We start from the raw sequence: 19,998 nt of genomic DNA, 5'->3' as shown, positions 1-19,998 counted from the left end.
CCCGCGCGAGCGACCGCAGGTTGGCTCGCCGTGCGGACGCCCGGCGGCCGGTCCGGAACCTAGCGTCCGGGGCCATGACAGACGTGATCCGGCTCGAAGCCGTGACGAAGAGGTACGAGGGAACGGGCCCCGCCGCACTCGACCGGGTGGACCTGGTCGTCGGCGCGCGCGAGGCCGTGGCCGTCATGGGCCCGTCCGGCAGCGGCAAGTCCACGCTGCTCAATCTGATCGCGGGGCTGGACCGGCCGACCGAGGGTGCGGTCACGGTGGCCGGTGTCGGTCTCGGCGGCCTGTCGGAGACCGCGCTCGCCAAGTTCCGGCGCCGGCACATCGGCATGATCTTCCAGTTCTTCAACCTGCTCGACGACCTGACGGTGCTCGACAACGTGCTGATGCCCGCCCGCCTGGGCGGGATCTCGCCGCGCGCCGCCCGGACGCGCGCCGACGAACTGCTCGGCTACCTCGGCATCGCGGGGCACGCGGACGCGTACCCGGCACGGCTGTCCGGCGGCGAGCGGCAGCGCGTCGCCATCGCCCGGGCGCTCATGAACCGGCCGCCGCTGCTGCTCGCCGACGAGCCGACGGGGGCCGTGGACACCGCCAACGGGCGGCACATCACCGAGCTGCTCGCCGAACTCAACCGCGACGGGCAGGCGTTGCTGATGGTCACGCACGACCTGCAGCTGGCGCGCGCGTGCACGAGCCGCATCGTGCGGATCGTGGACGGAAGGCTCGACGCCACGCCGCAGGCCCACGACCCGGGCGGCCCGCAGGACTCGCTGTGGGACGACGCGCAGGACGGGCGCACGACGGAGGCGTCCCGGTGAACGCGGTCGTCAAGGCCGCCTGGGCGGCAGTCGTACGCCGCCGGGTGCAGACCGTGGTGACCGCCGTCGTGGCGCTGCTCGCGACGGCGACCTCGGTGCTCGCCTTCGGCCTGCTGGTCGCGTCGATGGCGCCGTTCGACCACGCGTTCTCCGCGCTGCACGGCGCGCACGCGACGGTGAGCGTCGACGCGGGCCGGGCGACCGCCGAGCAGGTCCGCGCCACCGGCGCCGGGTCCGGGGTCGCCGAGGTCGCCGGGCCCTATCCGTCGACGAGCGCGCCGATCATGCTGCCCGGCGACGCGGTCGCGCACGGGACCATGACCGTGGTCGGACGGGCCGATCCGAACGGTCCGCTCGACACGCTCAAGCTCCGGTCGGGCCGGTGGGTCCGGGCGCCGGGCGAGGTCGTCCTCGGGGACGGCGAGGGGCCGCGGCTGGGCGTCGGGGACCGGTTGCGGCTGGGCGGGGTCGAGCTGACGGTCGTGGGCATCGCGGCGTCCGTCACCGACACGGCGGGCGCGTGGACCGTGCCGGACCAGATCGCCGCACTCGAACCCGGGGGCGCCGCGAAGACGTTCCAGGCGCTCTACCGCTTCGCGGACGCGGGCGACAGCGACGCGGTGGCGGACGGCGTCGCCGCGGTGCGCGCCGCGCTGCCGTCCGGGGCGGCGCTCGGGTCGACGTCGTACCTGGACGCCCGGCGCGAGGCGGCCGGGACGGCGGCTCTCGTGGTCCCGTTCGTCACCGCGTTCAGCGTGCTCGGCGTGGTCATGTCGGTGCTCATCGTCGGCAACGTGGTGAGCGGCGCGGTGGTGGCCGGGTACCGCGGGATCGGGGTGCTCAAGACGCTCGGGTTCACTCCGCGGCAGGTCAGTGCGGTGTATCTGGCGCAGGTCCTGCTGCCCGCGCTGGCGGGTGCGGCGGCGGGCATGTTCGCGGGCCACGCGCTGGCCGTTCCGCTGCTCGCGGACACCGAGCAGTCGTACGCGGTCCCCGAAGTGGCCGGGGTCCCCTGGTGGGTGGACGTCCTGGTACCCGTCGGCCTGCTCCTGGTCGTCTGCGTGGCGGCGCTGATCCCGGCACTGCGCGCGGGGCGGATCCCGGCGATCCAGGCGATCGCCGTCGGACGCGCGCCGCGGGCCGGCCGGGGGTTCCGGGCGCACCGGCTCCTGGCCCGCTCGCGCCTGCCGCGGGCCGTCGCCCTCGGGCTGGCCGGCCCGTTCGCGCGGCCGGCGCGCACCGGCATGACGCTGGCGGCGCTGCTCCTGGGCACCACGGCGGTGACGTTCGCGTACGGGCTCGGCCAGACGCTGACTCGGGCCGACGACGGCTTGTCGCGGGAGGGGTCGTCGCAAATCACGGTCAGCCTGGGGATGGTGGGCGAACAGGGTGGGATGCATCAGGGGCCGCCGGAAGGTGCCGGCACGGCCGGTGCGGCGGGAGGTCCGCCCGCGCCGCCCGCGCCGCCCGCCCCGCCCAGGGGCCCGCAATCGGGGCGGCCGACCGCCGAGCAGCCGCCGTCCGCGGACCCTGTGGCAGTGGCGGACATGCTGCGCGCCGACGCGGCGACCGCGCGGTTCACCTCGGTCACCACGCTGGAGGTCGAAGTGCCGGGGCGCACCCGGCCATTGGAGCTGACCGGGTACGACACGGACTCGTCCTGGCTGGGGTACCCGGTGGTCGCCGGGCGCTGGTTGCAGGGGGCGGGGGAAATCGTGGTGCCGACGTCGTTCCTGCGCACGTCCGCGCTGCGGGTGGGCGACGAGGTCGCGCTCGACCACGACGGGCGGCGCGTGACGGTGCGGATCGTCGGCGAGGCGTTCTCCTCCGACGAGGAGGCGTTGCTCACCGACCGCGCCACGCTCTTGCAGCTCAAGCCCGATGCGGCGATCACCGCGTACGAGGTGCAGGTGACGCCGGGGACGAATGCGGACGCGTACGCGGAGCGGATCTCCGAGGCCGGCGTGTTCGCGGCCGGGGCCGGGGCCGCGATGCCGCGCAGCGAGGAGAACTCGACGATCCCGATCCTGATCGGCCTGATCGGGACGCTGACCCTGCTGATCGCCGGGGTCGCGGGGCTGGGTGTGCTCAACACGGTCGCCCTCGACACGCGCGAGCGCGCGCAGTCGATAGGTGTCCTGAAGTCCCTGGGCATGACACCGCGTCAGACCATGGCCATGGTCGTGACGTCCGTGGTCGGGCTCGGCCTGGTCGGGGGTGCCGCGGGCATCCCGCTCGGGGTGGCGCTGCACCACTTGGTGGCGCCGGTCATGGCTTCGACCGCGGATCTGCGGCTGCCCGACTCGATGGTGTCGGTGTACGGAGTGCCCGCGTACGCGGTGCTCGCCGTCTCGGGAGCGGTGCTGGCCACGTTGGGGGCGCTGCTCCCGGCGGGCTGGGCGGCCCGGTCGCGGGCGGCGGCGTGGCGGACTGAATGAGGTCAGCGGGCGGTGGCGCGTACCGGGGCGGACATGGCGCCGATGAACATGTCGACCAGGTTGTCCGTGAACAGGTCCGGGTCGCGCCGCCGCCCGGCATCGACACCGCGGGCGTAGAACGCGCAGGCGTGGGTGACGCCGGTGAGGCCGACGAGGATGCGCTCGTCCATGACATCGCGCGGGACGTCGGGGATCCAGGCGCGCAGCAGTGCGGTGGCGTCCGCCGCGACGGTGTCGCCGAGCAGGTCGGCCAGGCGCGCCGGCGAGCGGTTCTCGTCGTCGACCAGTTGGGAGAGGAACCGGACCACCGCGCGCTGCCGGTCGTCGCCGGTCGCCAGTTCCGCGAGAGGGGTGACGGCGACCTCGGCGATCGTGCGCGGCTCGTCGGCCGTCGCCGCGGTCAGCAGTTCGCGGCGGCGCGCGACCACGGGCGGGAGCACGTCCTCCAGGAGCGCCTTGAGGACGCCTTCCTTGGACCCGAAGTGGTACTGCGTGGCCGCGGAGTTGCGCTGGCCCGCGGCGAGGCGGATCTCGCGCATGCTCACCGCCTCGATGCCGTCGCGGGCGAACAGCAGGAGAGCGGCGTCGAGCAGTTTGCGGCGGGCGGGCTCGGGATCGCGCGGCATACCCGGAACGCTACCGGCCGGCCGCGCAAGCCGGGGCCGGCCCGCGACCGCGGTGCGGCTGCCTCGTACCCCGACCGGCACACCGGGTGCATTCCGAATCGTGGACGGAACGGGCATCGCACCCGCTGATGTATCTATCTTGTGCGCATGCCAGCCGCACCCACCGCCGCCGACCGCGTCTACCGGCACGTCAAGCAGGCCGTTCTCGAACGCCACTACGAGGGCGGCACGCTGCTGACCGAGGGCGAGGTGGCGGATGCCGTCGGCGTCTCGCGCACACCCGTACGCGAGGCACTGCTGCGCCTGGAGGTCGAGGGGCTGATCCGCCTCTACCCCAAGAAGGGCGCGCTCGTCCTGCCGGTCTCGGCCCAGGAGATCACCGACGTCGTGGAGACCCGGCAACTCGTCGAGGAGCACGCGGCCCGCAAGGCGGTGCCCGCGCCCCCGGACCTGATCACGCGCCTGGAGGAACTGCTCGCGCGGCAGAAGCGCGAGGTCGAGGCCGGCGACCTGGCCGCCGCCGCGACCACCGACCGCTGCTTCCACGCCGCGATCGTGCGCAACTGCGGCAACGCCATCCTGATCCGGCTGTACGACCAGCTCCGCGACCGCCAGCTGCGCATGGGCGTGGCCTTCCTCCACTCGCATCCCGACCGGGTCGCCCGGACGCTGACCGGGCACGAGGAGATCCTCGCGGCGCTGCGTGCCGGCGACGCGGACGCGGCGGTCGACGCCGTGCACCGGCACGTCGGATGGGTGTCCGAACTGGTCCGGGGCGAGGCCCGATGAGCGCGGCCGCCGCGGCACCGCGGCTCGACCCGCCGGGCGGCCGCCGGGCCGTCGCGGTCTGGTCGGTCGGCGTCGCGGTGTACTTCGTCGCGGTGATCTTCCGGACCTCGCTCGGCGTCGCCGGCCTCGACGCCGCCGACCGGTTCGACGTCAACGCCTCGGCGCTGTCGACGTTCTCGATCCTGCAACTGCTCGTGTACGCGGGCATGCAGATACCCGTCGGCGTGCTGGTCGACCGGTTCGGCACCAAGAAGGTGCTGACGATGGGCGTCGTGCTGTTCACCGTGGGCCAGTTGGGCTTCGCGTTCTCCCCCACGTACGGCATGGCGCTCGCCTCGCGGGCGCTGCTCGGCTGCGGCGACGCCCTCACCTTCATCAGCGTGCTGCGGCTCGGCACCCGCTGGTTCCCGGCCCGGCGCGGCCCGCTGGTCGCGCAACTGGCCGCACTCGCGGGCATGGGCGGCAATCTCGTCTCGACGCTGGTGCTGTCCCGGATGCTGCACGATGTCGGCTGGACGCAGGCGTTCGCGGGCAGCGCGCTGCTGGGGATCGGGGTCCTCGTCCTCCTGCTGGTGTTCCTGAAGGACCATCCGGAGGGGCACGAGCCGGAGGCGCTGCCGCAGCGCGGGGCGGCGTTCGTCCGCCGCCAGATCGCCGAGTCGTGGCGCGAGCCGGGCACCCGGCTGGGCCTGTGGACGCACTTCACGACGCAGTTCCCGGCGATGGTGTTCCTGCTGCTGTGGGGCATGCCGTTCCTCGTCGAGGCGCAGGGACTGTCCCGGGGGACCGCGGGCGGGCTGCTGACGCTGACGGTGGTGTCGAGCATGGTCTTCGGGCTGGCGTACGGCCAGATCATCACGCGGGCGCGCGCCGCCCGGCTGCCGCTGGCGCTCGGCACGGTGGCCGCGACGGCGGCGAGCTGGGCCGCGGCGATCGGCCATCCGGGCGACGGCGCGCCGATGTGGCTGCTCGTGGTGCTGTGCACGGTCCTCGGGGCCTGCGGCCCGGCGTCGATGATCGGCTTCGACTTCGCCCGGCCCGCCAACCCGCCGGAGCGGCAGGGCACCGCGTCCGGGATCGTCAATATGGGGGGATTCGTCGCGTCGATGGTGACCCTGCTGACGGTCGGGGTCCTGCTCGACGCGACCGGCGACGACTACCGCATCGCGTTCTCGTCGGTGTTCGTGCTGGAGATCGTCGGCCTTGTGCAGATCCTGCGGCTGCGGAAGGCCGCGGTCGCGCGCGAGCGGCTGCACCTCGTGGCCGCTCCCCCGGCCGCCGCCGTACGCTCCGCCGCCTGACCGACGTGGATACCCTTTTCCCCGGTGGCGTCCGTCGCGGCGTCCACGGCGGCGTCCGTCGGGCGGGCCGTGTGGAGAGCCGGATGAAGAGGTGCAGTGGTTCCAGACAGCGGAGCGGGTCAGGCCGACCGGCTCGACGACCACGACTATCCCGCGTACACGATGGGGCGGGCGGCGGAACTGATCGGGGCCACGCCCGCGTTCCTGCGGGCGATCGGGGATGCGGGGCTCATCACTCCCGAGCGTTCGGAGGGCGGGCACCGCAGATATTCGCGCGCGCATCTGCGCGTCGCGCTGCGGGCCCGCGAACTCGTCGACCAGGGCACGGCGATCGACACCGCGTGTCGCATCATCAGCCTGGAGGACCGGTTGGCGGGCGCCTTGCGGATCAACGAGGAGCTCCGCCGATCGGGTGGCACCGCGGACACCGCGCCCGGCACACCGTCGGACACGCCGCCCGACACGCCGCCCGGAACACCGCCGGGAACACCGCCCGACGTACCGCTCGACGCCGTGTCCGACGCAGCGCCGGAAATGGCGTGGCACGCGCCCGCGGAGACAAAAAATCTCCAGCGGCCACGGGAGAAATTCGCACGGCGCCCTCGGTGATTCACCCGGAGTTCACGACACCGATATAACGTCCCGCATCCGGTCGCGTGCAACGTGATACGGTTGGAACCAGTTGCGGTTGTGGTTCCCAAAGACTTCAAGTGCACTCTTCGGCCGATGCGGCCGTCGGGTGCATTTCTGTGTCTCCGGCTTTTTCGGAGGGGCATCATTGCGGCGATGCGGGCTCCGCGCAGTGCGGACTCCGGGCAACTGCCCCGAAGGAGATATGACATGGCTACCGGTACCGTGAAGTGGTTCAACTCGGAAAAGGGCTTCGGCTTCATCGCTCAGGACGGCGGCGGCGCCGACGTGTTCGCGCACTACTCGAACATCGCCACCCAGGGCTTCCGTGAGCTGCAGGAAGGCCAGAAGGTCTCCTTCGACATCACGCAGGGCCAGAAGGGCCCGCAGGCGGAGAACATCGTTCCCGCCTGACGCGTTTATCCCGGCGCTGGGGCCCGCACCTTCGGGTGCGGGCCCCAGCGCTGCGTTTTCGCACCGGGATTAACCGCGGCGGTCCCGCCGTTCTGACGGCGGGCACTCGGCCCGGTTAATTCCCCTTGCCGTCCCATCGGCATTCACCGGCTTTCGCCGGCATACTTCGGCTCGGTCTTGCGATCCACGGCGCCTCCCGGCGCCGCCCGGAATTCCTTGATGCGTGCCGGATCAAGGAGGTTTCGCATGACCCGTACGGCTCGCCGTCCGGACGGCCGGCCCGGAGGCCGCGGCCGTTCCGGTGCCCCCAGGCAACACCGCTCCGCCGCACCCGCACGCCCCCGGGAGTTCGCCCTCCCGGTCACCGCAACACCCCCTCTGCCCCCGGTGTCCCGGTTCGAGGAACTCGACATGCCGGCGGCCCTGCTGACGGCGCTGACGTCCGAGGGCCTGACCGTGCCCTTCCCGATCCAGTCGGCGACACTGCCGAACACCCTGGCGGGCCGCGACGTCCTCGGCCGCGGCCGGACCGGTTCCGGCAAGACCCTCGCGTTCGGCCTGGCCCTGCTGGCCCGCACCGCGGGCCGCCGCGCCGACCCGAAGCAGCCCCTCGGCCTGGTCCTCGTGCCGACCCGCGAGCTGGCCCAGCAGGTCACCGACGCGCTGACGCCGTACGCCCGCGCGCTGCGCCTCCGGGTGACCACCGTCGTCGGCGGCGTCTCGCTCGGCCGCCAGTCCGCGGCCCTGCGCGGCGGCGTCGAGATCGTCGTGGCGACCCCCGGGCGCCTCACCGACCTCATAGAGCGCGGCGACTGCCGCCTCGACCAGGTCGCGGCGTGCGTGCTGGACGAAGCCGACCAGATGGCCGACATGGGCTTCATGCCGCAGGTCACCCGGCTCCTCGACCAGGTCCGCCCGGGCGGCCAGCGCATGCTGTTCTCCGCGACGCTGGACCGCAACATCGACCAGTTGGTCCGCCGCTACCTCGACGACCCGGTCGTGCACTCGGTCGACCCGTCCGCCGCCGCGGTCGGCACGATGGAGCACCACGTGCTCCAGGTCGACCTGGCCGACAAGTTCGCGGCCACCACCGAGATCGCGGCCCGCGACGGCCGCGTGATCATGTTCCTGGACACCAAGCACGCCGTGGACAAGCTCACGAAGCACCTGCTGAAGAGCGGGGTGCGGGCGGGCGCGCTGCACGGCGGGAAGTCGCAGGCCCAGCGCACGCGCACGCTCGCGCACTTCAAGACCGGCCACGTCACCGCGCTCGTGGCCACCAACGTCGCGGCGCGCGGCATCCACATCGACCAGCTCGACCTGGTGGTCAACGTGGACCCGCCCGGCGACCACAAGGACTACCTGCACCGGGGCGGCCGCACCGCACGCGCCGGCGAGTCGGGCCGGGTCGTCACCCTCGTCCTGCCCGACCAGCGCCGCGACATGTCGCGCCTGATGGCGGACGCCGGCATCACGCCGCGCACCACCCGCGTGCGCTCGGGCGACGCCGAGCTCAGCCGCATCACCGGGGCACAGGCCCCGTCCGGCGTACCGGTCGCACCCACCGTGACCGCGGAGCGCACCAAGGAGCACGGCTCGTCCGGGGGCGGCGCGCCGCGGGGCGAGCGCCGCCGCGGATCCGGACGGCCCCCGGAGCCCGGCCGGCGCCGGGCGCCCCGGGGTGCGGGAACCCGCCGCCGCCGCTCGGGACCGCGCGGAAGCGACTGAGGATCCCCCCACGGCGAGCCCTCGCTGTGACAGGCTGAACCCACCGGGTCGGCGGTATGGCCGTCCCTTCTCTCAACTCTGCCGAGGCCCTATGCGCTGCGTCATCGCCGGATTCTCCTTCGACCTCGTCAAGAACGAGGTCGAGGCAGCGATGCGGGACATCAAGCCGGAACCCGTCGAAGGGGACTCGGTGACCATCGGTCGCCGGGTCTACCCCGTCAAGCAGGTGGGCGAAGTGATCACCCGCCAGGACCGCCGCGACTTCTCCGCGAAGGAGGTCGTCCGGGCGCTGACCCGGATCGGCTTCACCTGCCACCCGGCTCCCGCGGCGAACCCGGCTCCCACCCAGTTCGACCCGTCCTCTCCCCTCGGATACTGAGCCGGCCGACCGGCCCACGTACCGAGCCGATCCACCGGGCCCGCGGACCGGGCCCCCGACCGGGCACGGCCGCCGGGCCGCCCATACCGGCCCGCGCCGACCCACACCCGCGCGAAGACCCTGCTTCCAGGGTCTTCGCGCGTTGTCGTCCTGCGCCTCCGCGGCGCGTACGCCGTAGTCCCCGGCCGCGGCCCGTTCGACACGCCGTCACGCCGTCCCCGCAGTGCTGTCCGTCGTCACGCCGTCCGCCGTCCGGCATCCCGTTGCCCGGTATCAGCGCGCGTGCCGGGGCCCGGGGCGTACGCGGCCAACGACTCCCTGATCTCCTCCGCGTACGGGCCCTGCCACCACGGAACGGTGCGCACCAGCGTGGGCCTGGCCCCGCTCACCTGCACGAGCGCCCGCCCCCGGGGCATGGCGCCCAGGTCGGCGATGTCGAGCACCTGCTCCTCTCGGGAAGACCGCGTGGTCGAGCCGGCGAACGGCATTCCCACGCGCGAGGAGACGGACTTCGTCCGGGGTTCGAACCTCGGGGCAGCCTGCGCGAGGTCGTGCAGGAACCGGGCATCGGCCGAACCACCCCCGTAGACCCGGACGTTTGCCGCGCTCCACATCGACGCCATGCCGTGCTCGCCCCAGATTGTGACCCCCTGCGCCCAGGACTGGAGGATCGTCATCATGACGATCCCACGCGAACCGTAGTGGCTGTAGAGAAACGGCAGTTCGTGCCACGGGCAGACGTTGGCGGCCTCGTCGAGGACGAAGACCGCGGGCACCGGCAGGCGGCCTCCCGGACTTGCGATGGCCCGGCCCTCCAGCGAGTACGCGAGTGCGGAGGTGAGCGTGAGGATCAGCGGCGCCGCGGCGCGGTTGGTCTCCTCCGACAACAGGTAGATCGTGCCGTCGTCGCGGTCCCCGAAGTCGGCGTGCCGGAACTCGGGGCGCCGCGGTCCGCTGCCGGGCGTGACCCACCGGGTGACGTCCGGTGCGGCCAGCGGCGACGCCATCTGGGACGCGGCACCGTACACCCCCGCCCGCTGCGACGCGGGGGCCGCGATGATCATCTCGGCCGCGTCGGCCACCCGGTCGGCCCCGGCCGCCCGGAGGATGCGTACCGGAGTGTCGTCGGTCGGGCGGTTCAGCCAGGTCAGGGTCCGCGTGACCGGCTGCTCGTCGAGGGACGCGGCGAGCAGCAGCGCACCGAACAACTGCTGGCCGGCGGGCTCGAAGTACCCGTCCGCGCGGACGTGGGACTGCCGGTTGATGCCGTTGAAGAACGACGCGAGCATGAGGCCCTTGACGACGTTGTCACCGACGAACGAGAGCGGGTTCCACCACCAGGTGGGCTGCTCGCCGGCCTGCCCCTGCGGGTCGAAGACCCATACCGGGCCGCGCTTTTCGCGTATCCCGCGGGTGGCGTCGACGATGTCGCGCTTGTTGGACGTCACCACGAGCGCACCCGGGGCCGCGGCCGCGGCGGGGATGGCCCGGGCGGCGGTCTTGCCGGTACGCGGACCCCAGATGTCCATGTGCATGTCCTCCCACGAACCCCACAGTTCGCGGTCGCGGCGTACCGACCGGCCGATGAACACCCCGGGGTCGTGGGCCCGGACGCCGAGCCGGGCGGCCGTCGCCGCCGCTCCGGACGTCGTCATGCCGGGCAGGTCCGCCGGCCCGGCGAGCAGCCGCGCGGTCCGGTCGATCGCGGGCCGCCGGGCGCGCAGCCGCACCGCCGTCACGACCAGAACTCCCGCCGCGCCCAAGGCGGCCGCCGACAGCACGGCGGCGAGCGTGCCGCCGCGCCGGGCGACGTAGCCGAGGAGCAGGATGCCGAGCGCGGCCGCCGTCAGGACACCGGCGAGGATCTCGGGAAATGGGTGCGGGCCGCGTCGCCGCGTGGTGGCAGACATGGGTGTCGTCTTCGCTTCCGTCGCCGGTGGTCGGGAACCTGCATATCGGGAACCTGCATGCGGCGGACGGCGCTTGGCGGTGCGGGCGCGCGTCCGGGCGGTTCACCGACAGCGGGTGCCGGGCGGGACGGGAAGCTGCCAGATGCGGTGCCGGACGATTGCGCACGGCAGACCGAACGGGCGCTCCGACACGGGCCCCTCCTCGGTCTCGTCCGCCGGTCTGTCGTCCGTCGGTCCGTCGGGCTTTCGCCGGGCCGCCGGTCGGCCGGAGCGCCGGACCCGCAGCGTTGCGGTCCGTCGCGCGTCGGCCGGTCGGCAACTGGCGGGTTCCACTGGTATCACGCAGTTGTTGCCGGGGCTTCCCGGTGGGGCGGAAAGCGCGGGCCATTTGCGCTTCGTGGTCTTGATCGACAGGGCAATCCGGGTTACTGGCGCGGTTGTTCGCCGGAACACGGATTTGACCGCGGCGACACGGGCCTGCTTGCGTACCGGCACTGTGTGCAACTCACGTCGAATCCTTGTGAAGCGGGTCCACGTCGACCTCATGCGCTTTGCCGGAGCGCTCTGTTCGGGCTGCCGGTAGACCGCCCCACCTCCGACGCCCGACGCCTTCACTACGTACGAGGACGACATGCCCGCACGTTCGCTCACCCCTGCCCCGGCTCCCGCACCGAACCCGGCCGCGCTCCTGGCCTTCGCCGACCGGGCCGCCGCCGACCCCTCGCTCGTCGCCCGCCTGCCCCTCGACCCCGTCGACCGGACATGGCTGCGGATCGGCGGCCCCGGCGCCGCCGAGGCGTGGCTCATCGGCTGGCCGCCCGGCACCGGCACCGGCTGGCACGACCACGGCGGCGCGGTCGGCGCGTTCCTCGTGGTCCGCGGAACCCTGCACGAGTTCACGCCCCCGCATCCCGACGTGCGTCCCGGCAGCCACGTGGACGTGCCGTTCACGCCCGGCACCGAGACGCAGGTCCGCCTCCCCTCCGGCTCCGCGCGTTCCTTCCCCCGCGACCACATCCACGACGTCCGCAACACCGCCCAGGCGGGTCACGCCGTGTCCCTGCACGTCTACTCCCCCGCCCTCACCCTGATGCGCCGCTACGAACAGACCGGCGGACGCCTGGTCTTCCACTCCGCCGAGGGAACCGCCGACTGGGACCACGAACCCGAGGCGCCGGACCGGACCTGACGAGCCGCCGGAAGCTGTCGGTCCCCGCGCGCTAGAGTCGGCGGGTATCCGCTGGTGGTGGGGAGGACGACGGCGTTCATGACTCGGCGCAACGACGGGCTGATCGGGGGCTGGGCCGAGGCTCAGCGGCAGGAGCAGCGCCGACAGGACGCACAGCGCAGAACCCGCGAGCAGCAGCGGCGCGAGGCCGAGCGGCAACAGCGGGCCGCGGAGCGGGCGATGGCCCAGGCGCACCGCGAGCAGCAGGCGGCGTACAAGCAGCGCCGCGAGGCGGACGCGCGGCTGCGGACCGACGAGATCGAGGCCCGGGTCGCGGTGCTGGAAGGGCTGCTGGCCGCCGGGTGCCGGGGGCCGGCGTTCCGCACGTCCGCGATGCTGCGCGCGGAGCACGTCGAGCCGTTCCAGCCGGGGCATCTCGCGGTCGCGGTCCCGGCCCCGGTCGAGGCCAACTACCAGCCCGCACAGGGTGGTTGGGGATTCGGCCCGAGTGCGCAGGCGCGCGCGGAGGCACGGGCCAGGTTCGAGCGCGACTGGTACGCGGCGCAGGACGCCGAGGCTCAGCGGCTGCGGCAACTGGAGGCGTACCGGCAGCAGTACCAGCAGTGGGCCGAGACGACGCTGACCCAGATCCGCCACCACAACGCGCAGGTGCGGACGTTGGGCGACACGCTGCGCCGCGGCGACCCCGATGCCGCGGTGCAGTACTTCTCGGCCGCGCTGTACTCGTCGGCGGCGTGGCCGGACGGCTTCCCGCACCAGGTCGCCGCCGCGTACGACCGGGGCACGCGCGAGCTGGTGCTCGACTGGCAGTTGCCCGGCATCGACGTCGTCCCCGAGGCCAAGGCGGTCCGGTACATGCCGAGCACCGACCAGGACAAGGAAGTCGCGCGCCCGGTGACGCAGCGGCGCGCGCTGTACCGGGACGTGCTCGCGCAGACCGTGCTGCTGGTGCTGCGCGAGGTGTTCGCCGCCGACGAGTTCGGCGCGCTGGAGTCGGCCGTGGTGAACGGCTTCGTGGACGACCGGGATCCGGCGACCGGCCGCCCGGCGAAGATCGTGCTGGCGTCGGTCCGGGCGACGCGCGCCGACTTCACCCGGCTGGACCTCGCGCGGGTGAGCGCGCAGGACTGCCTGGCGGATGCGCTCGACGGCAAGTTGTCCGCGCGGCCGGACCAGCGTACGGCGGTCCGTGCGGTACGCCGCCCCGACGAGGTGGGCGGCAGCGCGGCCGTGGTGTCGCACGCGGACGACGACGCCGTGCCGAACCTGCTGGAGATGGACCCGATCGCCTTCGAGGGCCTGGTCGCCGAGTTGTTCCGGGCCCGCGGGCTCCAGGCGGTCACCACCCAGCGCTCGGGCGACGGCGGTGTCGACGTCGAGGCGCTGGACCCGGACCCGCTGAGCGGCGGCAAGATCGTCGTGCAGGTGAAGCGGTACCGGCACACCGTGCCGCCGACCGCGGTGCGGGACTTGTACGGCACGGTCCACGACGTCGGGGCGAACAAGGGCGTGCTGGTGACGACGTCCTCGTTCGGGCCGACCTCCTACACGTTCGCCCGCGGCAAGCCGCTGACCCTGATCAACGGCGACGAACTGGTGGACCTGCTGGCCCAGTGCGGGCTGCGCGGCAGGCTGGGCACCGGCGACGCTCCCGGCGGCCCCGGTGCGGGTGGCGGTGGTGGCGGCGGACGCGGCGGTTCGCGCACGAGCCGGGGCGACGCGGTGCCCGGCCCCCGCGCGTCCTCCGGCCGGGCCTCGGGCCCGGGCGCCGCCGCGACACCGGACGGCACCCTGCCCGCGAACGGCTTCGCGGTCCCCGCCGCCGCCGGCGACCCGCCCGCCGAGGACGCCGCCGTGCTCGGCATGACCTGGTCGGGCGGCGTGGCCCTGGACGTGTGCGCGCTCGTGTGCCGCGGCGACCGGGTGCTCGGCGACGACTTCTTCGTCTTCTACAACAACCCCGCGACGCCCGACGGCACGGTCCGCTCGGTCGCGGCGCGCGGCTCCGACAAGGCCGCGGTCGCGGTGCGCTTCGACGCCCTGCCCGCCCGGGCCGACCGGGTGGTCCTGGTCGCGGCGATCGATCCGGCGGTCAACCCGACCGCGGACCTGTCCGGTTTCACCGACGCCGCGATCCGGCTGTCGAACGCGTCCGGCGCCGAGCTGGACCGCCTGGCCGTGTCCGACGGCCGGGCCGGGGAGACGGCGCTGGTGCTGGGCTCGTTCCGGCGCCGGGCGAACGGCGACTGGAAGTTCGTGGTCGGCGGCCGGGGGTACCCCGACGGCCTGGAACCGCTGCTCGCCGACTTCGGCGTCGAGGTCGCCTGAACGCGGCACGAGACTGCCGCTTTCGGTATGAGACCGACACTCGTACGGCCTATGCGCCGAACACGCGATCGGGGTATATGACCCCTGGGACGGCAACTCAGAGGGCACGCGCGGCACACGCGCACCGGTGGCAGGGGGCGACCGGCCCGTTAGGGCAGCGGCCGCCCTTTCTGTCGGCGTACCGCTGAAGTGAGGCAGGCCATGACTCACGGTGTCGAGCGCGAAGCCCAGCCGCCCGCTCCCGAGGAAGTCGGCCTCAAGGCCAACGCCATCGGGTTCCTCGACGCGCTGGTGATCGGTCTCAACGCGACGTCGCCCGCATACTCGCTGGCGGCGGTCATCGGCGCGGTCGTCGCCCTCGTGGGGGTGTACGCCCCCGGCGTGGTGCTCGCGTCGTTCGTGCCGATGCTGCTCATCGCCTCGGCGTTCTACTACCTCAACAAGGCCGACCAGGACGCCGGGACGACGTTCTCGTGGGTGACCCGCGCGATGGGCCCGTGGGCGGGCTGGCTCGGCGGCTGGGCGATCATGATGACCGGCGTGCTGGTGGTCGGCTCACTGGCCGATGTCGCGGTGCGCTTCGGGCTGCTGGCGGTCAACCTCGACGACTGGGCGGACAACGAGGCGATCCGGCAGCCCCTCGCGGTCTTCGTGATCATCGCGCTGACCGCGCTGTGCGTCATCGGCACCGAGGCGTCGGCCCGGGTGCAGCGCGTGCTGATCCTGGCCCAGGTGGCGTTCCTGCTGGTCTTCGCGATCGTGGCGATCTCGCGCGTGTACGCGGACAACGGCCTTCCGGACAGCATCGAGCCGAGCTGGTCGTGGCTCAACCCGTTCGGCGAGGGCGGCTCCCCGCTGACCGGCGGCCTGCTGCTGGGCGTGTTCATGTACTGGGGCTGGGAGTCGGCGGTCAACCTGACCGAGGAGGTCGAGGACTCCGCGACGGCACCCGGCAGGGCCGGCATCTGGTCGACGATCCTGCTGCTGGTGACGTACCTGTCGGTGTGCATCGCGGTGGTGGCGTACGCCGGCACCACCTTCCTCGCGGAGAACGCCGACGAGGAGGAGTCGATCTTCGCGCTGCTGGCGAACGAGGCGATGGGCGGCTGGGACTGGGTGGTCCTGCTCGCGGTGTCGACGTCGGCGTTCGCGTCGACCCAGACGACGATCATCCCCGCGTCCCGTACCGCGCTGTCGATGGCCCGGCGCGGCGCGCTGCCGCGGCAGTTCGCCCGCATCAACCCGCGGTTCCGCACCCCGGACATCGCCACGTGGTGGGTCGCCGCGGTGGCGATCGTCTGGTACGTGGTGGTCAACCAGATCAGCGAGAACGCACTGTTCGACTCGCTGACCGCGCTGTCGCTCCTGATCGCCTTCTACTACGCGCTCACCGGTGTCGCGTGCGCGGTCTACTACCGGCGGCACCTGACCGAGAGCGCCCGCAACTTCTTCCTGATCGGTGTCGGTCCGCTGGTGGGCGCCGGCCTGCTCGCGTGGCTGCTGGTGGAGTCGGTGCGGGACATGGCCGACCCGGAGAACTCGTACAGCGGCGACTCGTGGCTCGGCCTCGGACCGCCGCTGGTCATCGGTATCGGCATCACGGCCGTCGGCGTCGCCATCATGCTCGTGTGGCGCGTTCGGTCGGCCGCGTTCTGGTCCGAACGCCGTGGCGTGGTGGATCCCGCTTTGGTGCCGCGGAAGTCCGCGGCCGGCAAGGAGTCGTGAGATGTCGGTCGTCCTGGGATACGACGAGTCGGCGGGGGCCGCACGGGCGCTGGGCGTCGCGATCGAGTGGGCGTCGGCGTTCGGCGAACCGCTCGTGCTGGTCTTCGGCGCGGCGCCGCCGGGGCTCGGCGGCGAGGAGTACCAGTCGCACTACGAGGCGGTGCGGCAGATGGGACGTACCGCGCTCGGCCGCGCGGTGCGGACCGCCGAGGAGGCCGGGCTGGAGACCACTGTGGAGATCCTGGACGAGAAGCCGGCCGAGGCGCTGGTCGACGCGGCGGCACGGCATTCCGCCCGGGTGATCGTGGTGGGCAGTTGGAGCGAGAGCCCGCTGCGGGGGGCGCTGCTGGGGTCGACGCCGCACAAGCTGCTGCACCTGTCGCCGATCCCGGTCCTGTGCGTGCCCACGACGGACTGAGGACGCGGGACCGGGGACGCGCCACCGGGACTGCCGAGAGAGCGGGCCGAGCCTTGTCGATACACGAACGTATTGGATACGTTCGTGTATCGAGAGGGGGTGGGACCGGTGGTCGCATCCGTCACCGCGCGGCGGGCACACACCCGGCAGCGCCTGCTGGACGCCGCACTCGACGTGTTCGCCGAGGAAGGCTTCGGACGCGCCACGGTCGAGCAGGTCTGCGAGCGGGCGGGGTTCACCCGCGGGGCCTTCTACTCCAACTTCACCTCCCTCGACGAACTGTTCCTGGCGATGTGGGAGCAGCGCTCGCGCGCCATGCTCGACGGCGTCCGCGCGGCACTCGCCGAGGTGTCCGCCGCGTCGGCCGAGGAAGGCCTGCGGGCCGCCGTGGACGCCATCCCGGTGGACGACGCGTGGTACCGCGTGACCGCCGAGTTCACCGCGCACGCGCTGCGCAACCCGCCGCTGCGCCGGGTGATGGCCGCGCGGGAGCAGGCGATCCAGGACACCGTGCTGCCGGCCCTGGTCGCCGCACTGGCCCGACTCGGCCGCCGCGTCACCGACCGGACCGGGCTCGGCCACGCGCTCGTCGCGGTGCACGACGGCACCGCCGTGCAGGTGCTCCTGGAGCCGCACGACCCGGTGGTGCGGGAGCGCCGCCGTGCGCTCTTCACGGCCGTGCTCGACGCGTACAGCACACCCGACACGACGCTTGCGCCACCCGCGCGGCCAACCCCGCGGACCGCCATGCCGACACCCGCCCCGGAGGAAGCACGATGAAGGACGACGCCGACGTCATTGTGGTGGGAGCGGGACTGGCCGGGCTCGTGGCCACGTACGAACTCACGCGCGCGGGGCGGCGGGTGCTCGTCGTCGACCAGGAGAACGAGGCCAACCTCGGCGGCCAGGCGTTCTGGTCGCTCGGCGGGCTGTTCCTGGTCAACAGCCCCGAGCAGCGGCGCATGGGCATCAACGACTCCTACGAACTCGCGCTCGCCGACTGGCTGGGCTCGGCCGGGTTCGACCGCGATCGTGAGGACCACTGGCCGCGCCAATGGGCCCACGCGTACGTCGACTTCGCGGCCGGTGAGAAGCGGGCGTACCTGCACGGCCTCGGCCTGCGGGTGATGCCCACGGTCGGCTGGGCCGAGCGCGGCGGCGGGACGGCGACCGGGCACGGCAACTCGGTGCCGCGCTTCCATCTGACCTGGGGCACCGGGCCCGAGGTCGTGCGCGTGTTCCGCGAGCCGGTGCTCGCCGCGGCGGCGCGCGGGCTCGTCACGTTCAAGTACGGGCACCAGGTCGACGGGCTGGTCGTCGAGGACGGTGCGGCGGTCGGCGTACGCGGGACCGTGTTGGCCACCTCCTCGCACGGCCGCGGCGTGGCCGCGGAGCGGGAGGCCGCCGGGGAGTTCGAGCTGCGCGGGCAGGCGGTCGTCGTGACGTCCGGCGGCATCGGCGGGAACCACGAACTCGTGCGCAAGAACTGGCCCGTGGACCGCCTGGGCCCGGCACCGCGCGCGATGATCACCGGCGTTCCGGCGTACGTGGACGGCCGCATGCTGGAGATCACCGAGGGCGCGGGCGGGTCGATCGTCAACCGCGACCGCATGTGGCACTACACCGAGGGCATCAAGAACTGGGACCCGGTGTGGCCCGACCACGCGATCCGCATTATCCCCGGCCCGTCGTCGCTGTGGCTCGACGCGACCGGGCGGCGCCTGCCCGCCCCGCTGTTCCCCGGCCACGACACGCTCGCGACCATGCGGCACATCCTGTCCACCGGGCACGACCACTCGTGGTTCGTGCTGACGCGCTCGATCGTGGAGAAGGAGTTCGCGCTCTCCGGTTCCGAGCAGAACCCCGACGTCACCGGCAAGGACCTCAAGCTGGTCCTGTCCCGGGTGAAGAAGGGCGCCCCCGGCCCGGTGCAGGCGTTCCTCGACCACGGCGAGGACTTCGTCGTACGCCCGACGCTGCGCGAACTCGTGGACGGCATGAACGCCATCTCCCCCGGCCCCGCGCTCGACTTCGCGGACGTCGAGCGCGAAGTGCTCGCGCACGACCGGAACGTGGGCAACGCGTACTCCAAGGACCTCCAGCTGATGGCCGTGCGCAACGCGCGCGCCTACCTGCCCGACAAGATCACCCGGGTCGCGGCGCCGCACCGGTTCCTGGACCCGGCGCACGGCCCGCTGATCGCGGTCCGGCTGCACCTGCTCACCCGCAAGACCCTCGGCGGCCTGGAGACGACGCTCGACTCCCAGGTGGTGCGGCCCGACGGCGAGGTGTTCGACGGGCTGTACGCGGCCGGCGAGGTCGCCGGCTTCGGCGGCGGCGGCATGCACGGCTACAACGCACTGGAGGGCACGTTCCTCGGCGGCTGCATCTTCTCGGGCCGTGCGGCGGGCCGCGCACTCGCCAGGAGCCTCGGATGAGCCCGCGCACGGCGCTCGTCACGGGCGCGTCGTCGGGCATCGGCGCCGCGGTGGCCGCGGCCCTCGTGCGGCGCGGCGACCACGTCCTCGGGACGACGCGCGACCCCGCCAAGATCACCGACCCGCTGCCCGGCGTCGAGTACCTCGCCCTGGATCTGGCCGACAACGCGTCGGTCGAGGCGTGTGCGGCGGCGGCCGGCGACGTCGACGTGCTGGTCAACAACGCCGGCGAAAGCCAGAGCGGACCGCTGGAGGAGCTGCCGCCCGACGCGCTCGAACGGCTGTTCCGCACCAACGTGCTGGGGCCGGTGCGCCTTACCCAGCTCCTCCTGCCGGGCATGCGCGCTCGGCGCGGTGGCCGCATCGTGATGGTCGGGTCGATGCTGGCCAGCTTCCCGCTCGCGTACCGCTCGTCGTACGTCGCCTCGAAGGCGGCGCTCAAGGGCTTCGCGAGCGCGGCGCGGCGCGAGGTGGCGCCCTACGGCATCGGCATCACGACCGTCGAGCCCGGGTCGATCAACACCGGGATCAGCGCCCGGCGGACGCAGTACCTCGCCGACGACTCCCCCTACCGGGACGAGTACCACACCATGCTCACCGCGCTGAACACCAACGAAGCCGACGGGATCTCGGCCGACGACGTGGCGGCCGTCGTCCTCAAGGCGATCGACGCCGCGCGGCCGAAGCCCCTGTACGCCGTGGGCAGCAACGCGCCCCTGGTCTTCGCCCTGCGCCGCCTGCTGCCGCGCGGTGCCGCGGAACGCATGGTGTCGCGGCGGCACGGGCTGCGCTGAGGTCCGACGGACGGCACGGCTTCCCCGCCATCTCCGCTCCCCGCCTTCCCATCCTGAAGGGCTA

At 73.2% G+C, this 19,998-nt stretch carries 17 protein-coding genes and 1 pseudogene; 16 read left to right on the top strand and 2 right to left on the bottom strand.

The window, feature by feature from the left end:
* Positions 1 to 74 precede the first annotated feature (74 nt).
* Both AB0C36_RS09355 and AB0C36_RS09350 read left to right on the top strand, forming a co-directional pair.
* Positions 75 to 827 (top strand): ABC transporter ATP-binding protein, encoded by a 753-nt coding sequence (locus AB0C36_RS09355; RefSeq protein ID WP_358351635.1) that lies wholly within the window; start codon positions 75 to 77, stop codon positions 825 to 827.
* The gene (locus AB0C36_RS09350) at positions 824 to 3,265 is read left to right on the top strand and encodes an ABC transporter permease (protein WP_358351633.1); all 2,442 of its coding nucleotides are present in this window, start codon (positions 824 to 826) and stop codon (positions 3,263 to 3,265) included. The genes AB0C36_RS09355 and AB0C36_RS09350 overlap by 4 nt, the downstream gene beginning before the upstream one ends.
* A gap of 2 nt (positions 3,266 to 3,267) precedes the next feature.
* Here the strand turns inward: AB0C36_RS09350 and AB0C36_RS09345 are convergent, their stop codons facing one another.
* Positions 3,268 to 3,891 carry a TetR family transcriptional regulator gene (locus AB0C36_RS09345; RefSeq protein ID WP_358351630.1) on the bottom strand — a complete coding sequence of 208 codons (624 nt, stop codon included), beginning with the start codon at positions 3,889 to 3,891 and terminating at the stop codon, positions 3,268 to 3,270.
* 147 nt (positions 3,892 to 4,038) lie between these two features.
* Here AB0C36_RS09345 and AB0C36_RS09340 point away from each other — a divergent pair, with 147 nt between their 5' ends.
* The 6 genes and pseudogenes from AB0C36_RS09340 to AB0C36_RS09315 all read left to right on the top strand — a co-directional run bounded on the left by AB0C36_RS09340 (position 4,039) and on the right by AB0C36_RS09315 (position 9,132).
* Complete coding sequence (locus AB0C36_RS09340; protein WP_358351627.1) at positions 4,039 to 4,680, top strand: GntR family transcriptional regulator; 642 nt, start codon at positions 4,039 to 4,041, stop codon at positions 4,678 to 4,680.
* On the top strand, positions 4,677 to 5,981 hold the full coding sequence (locus AB0C36_RS09335) for an MFS transporter (protein ID WP_358351624.1): 1,305 nt from the start codon (positions 4,677 to 4,679) through the stop codon (positions 5,979 to 5,981). Before AB0C36_RS09340 ends, AB0C36_RS09335 begins: the two co-directional genes overlap by 4 nt.
* Before the next feature lie 162 nt (positions 5,982 to 6,143).
* Positions 6,144 to 6,407: pseudogene (locus tag AB0C36_RS09330) on the top strand (helix-turn-helix domain-containing protein); the annotation flags it as partial.
* 414 nt (positions 6,408 to 6,821) lie between these two features.
* Positions 6,822 to 7,025 carry a cold-shock protein gene (locus tag AB0C36_RS09325; RefSeq protein WP_358351621.1) on the top strand — a complete coding sequence of 68 codons (204 nt, stop codon included), beginning with the start codon at positions 6,822 to 6,824 and terminating at the stop codon, positions 7,023 to 7,025.
* A 219-nt stretch (positions 7,026 to 7,244) separates the two neighbouring features.
* A complete protein-coding gene (locus tag AB0C36_RS09320; RefSeq protein WP_435839013.1) occupies positions 7,245 to 8,753 on the top strand; it encodes a DEAD/DEAH box helicase in 1,509 nt (502 codons plus the stop codon).
* Positions 8,754 to 8,844: 91 nt separating this feature from the next.
* Entirely contained in the window at positions 8,845 to 9,132 is a 288-nt protein-coding gene (locus tag AB0C36_RS09315) for an SCO5918 family protein (RefSeq protein WP_358351615.1), read from the top strand.
* 236 nt (positions 9,133 to 9,368) lie between these two features.
* On the opposite strand, the gene AB0C36_RS09310 is transcribed toward AB0C36_RS09315, so the two are convergent.
* Complete coding sequence (locus AB0C36_RS09310) at positions 9,369 to 11,042, bottom strand: type IV secretory system conjugative DNA transfer family protein (RefSeq protein ID WP_358351612.1); 1,674 nt, start codon at positions 11,040 to 11,042, stop codon at positions 9,369 to 9,371.
* On the opposite strand from AB0C36_RS09310, the gene AB0C36_RS09305 reads away from it, so the two are divergent.
* The 8 genes from AB0C36_RS09305 to AB0C36_RS09270 all read left to right on the top strand — a co-directional run bounded on the left by AB0C36_RS09305 (position 10,960) and on the right by AB0C36_RS09270 (position 19,934).
* Complete coding sequence (locus tag AB0C36_RS09305; RefSeq protein WP_358351610.1) at positions 10,960 to 11,625, top strand: putative leader peptide; 666 nt, start codon at positions 10,960 to 10,962, stop codon at positions 11,623 to 11,625. The two genes, AB0C36_RS09310 and AB0C36_RS09305, sit on opposite strands and share 83 nt — an antisense overlap.
* A gap of 48 nt (positions 11,626 to 11,673) precedes the next feature.
* On the top strand, positions 11,674 to 12,231 hold the full coding sequence (locus tag AB0C36_RS09300; protein ID WP_358351607.1) for a cupin domain-containing protein: 558 nt from the start codon (positions 11,674 to 11,676) through the stop codon (positions 12,229 to 12,231).
* A gap of 78 nt (positions 12,232 to 12,309) precedes the next feature.
* Positions 12,310 to 14,559 (top strand): restriction endonuclease, encoded by a 2,250-nt coding sequence (locus AB0C36_RS09295; protein ID WP_358351604.1) that lies wholly within the window; start codon positions 12,310 to 12,312, stop codon positions 14,557 to 14,559.
* 201 nt (positions 14,560 to 14,760) lie between these two features.
* The gene (locus tag AB0C36_RS09290) at positions 14,761 to 16,284 is read left to right on the top strand and encodes an APC family permease (protein WP_358351601.1); all 1,524 of its coding nucleotides are present in this window, start codon (positions 14,761 to 14,763) and stop codon (positions 16,282 to 16,284) included.
* A 1-nt stretch (position 16,285) separates the two neighbouring features.
* Entirely contained in the window at positions 16,286 to 16,702 is a 417-nt protein-coding gene (locus tag AB0C36_RS09285; RefSeq protein ID WP_358351598.1) for a universal stress protein, read from the top strand.
* 108 nt (positions 16,703 to 16,810) lie between these two features.
* Complete coding sequence (locus AB0C36_RS09280; RefSeq protein ID WP_358351596.1) at positions 16,811 to 17,482, top strand: TetR/AcrR family transcriptional regulator; 672 nt, start codon at positions 16,811 to 16,813, stop codon at positions 17,480 to 17,482.
* Complete coding sequence (locus AB0C36_RS09275; RefSeq protein ID WP_358351593.1) at positions 17,479 to 19,140, top strand: FAD-binding dehydrogenase; 1,662 nt, start codon at positions 17,479 to 17,481, stop codon at positions 19,138 to 19,140. The genes AB0C36_RS09280 and AB0C36_RS09275 overlap by 4 nt, the downstream gene beginning before the upstream one ends.
* Entirely contained in the window at positions 19,137 to 19,934 is a 798-nt protein-coding gene (locus AB0C36_RS09270) for an SDR family oxidoreductase (RefSeq protein WP_358351590.1), read from the top strand. Before AB0C36_RS09275 ends, AB0C36_RS09270 begins: the two co-directional genes overlap by 4 nt.
* Positions 19,935 to 19,998: the final 64 nt, after the last annotated feature.

The organism is Streptodolium elevatio, assembly GCF_040649515.1.
In the GTDB taxonomy this organism is placed as follows: Bacteria; Actinomycetota; Actinomycetes; order Streptomycetales; family Streptomycetaceae; genus Yinghuangia; species Yinghuangia elevatio.
This window is presented reverse-complemented; position numbering and strand designations above follow the sequence as displayed.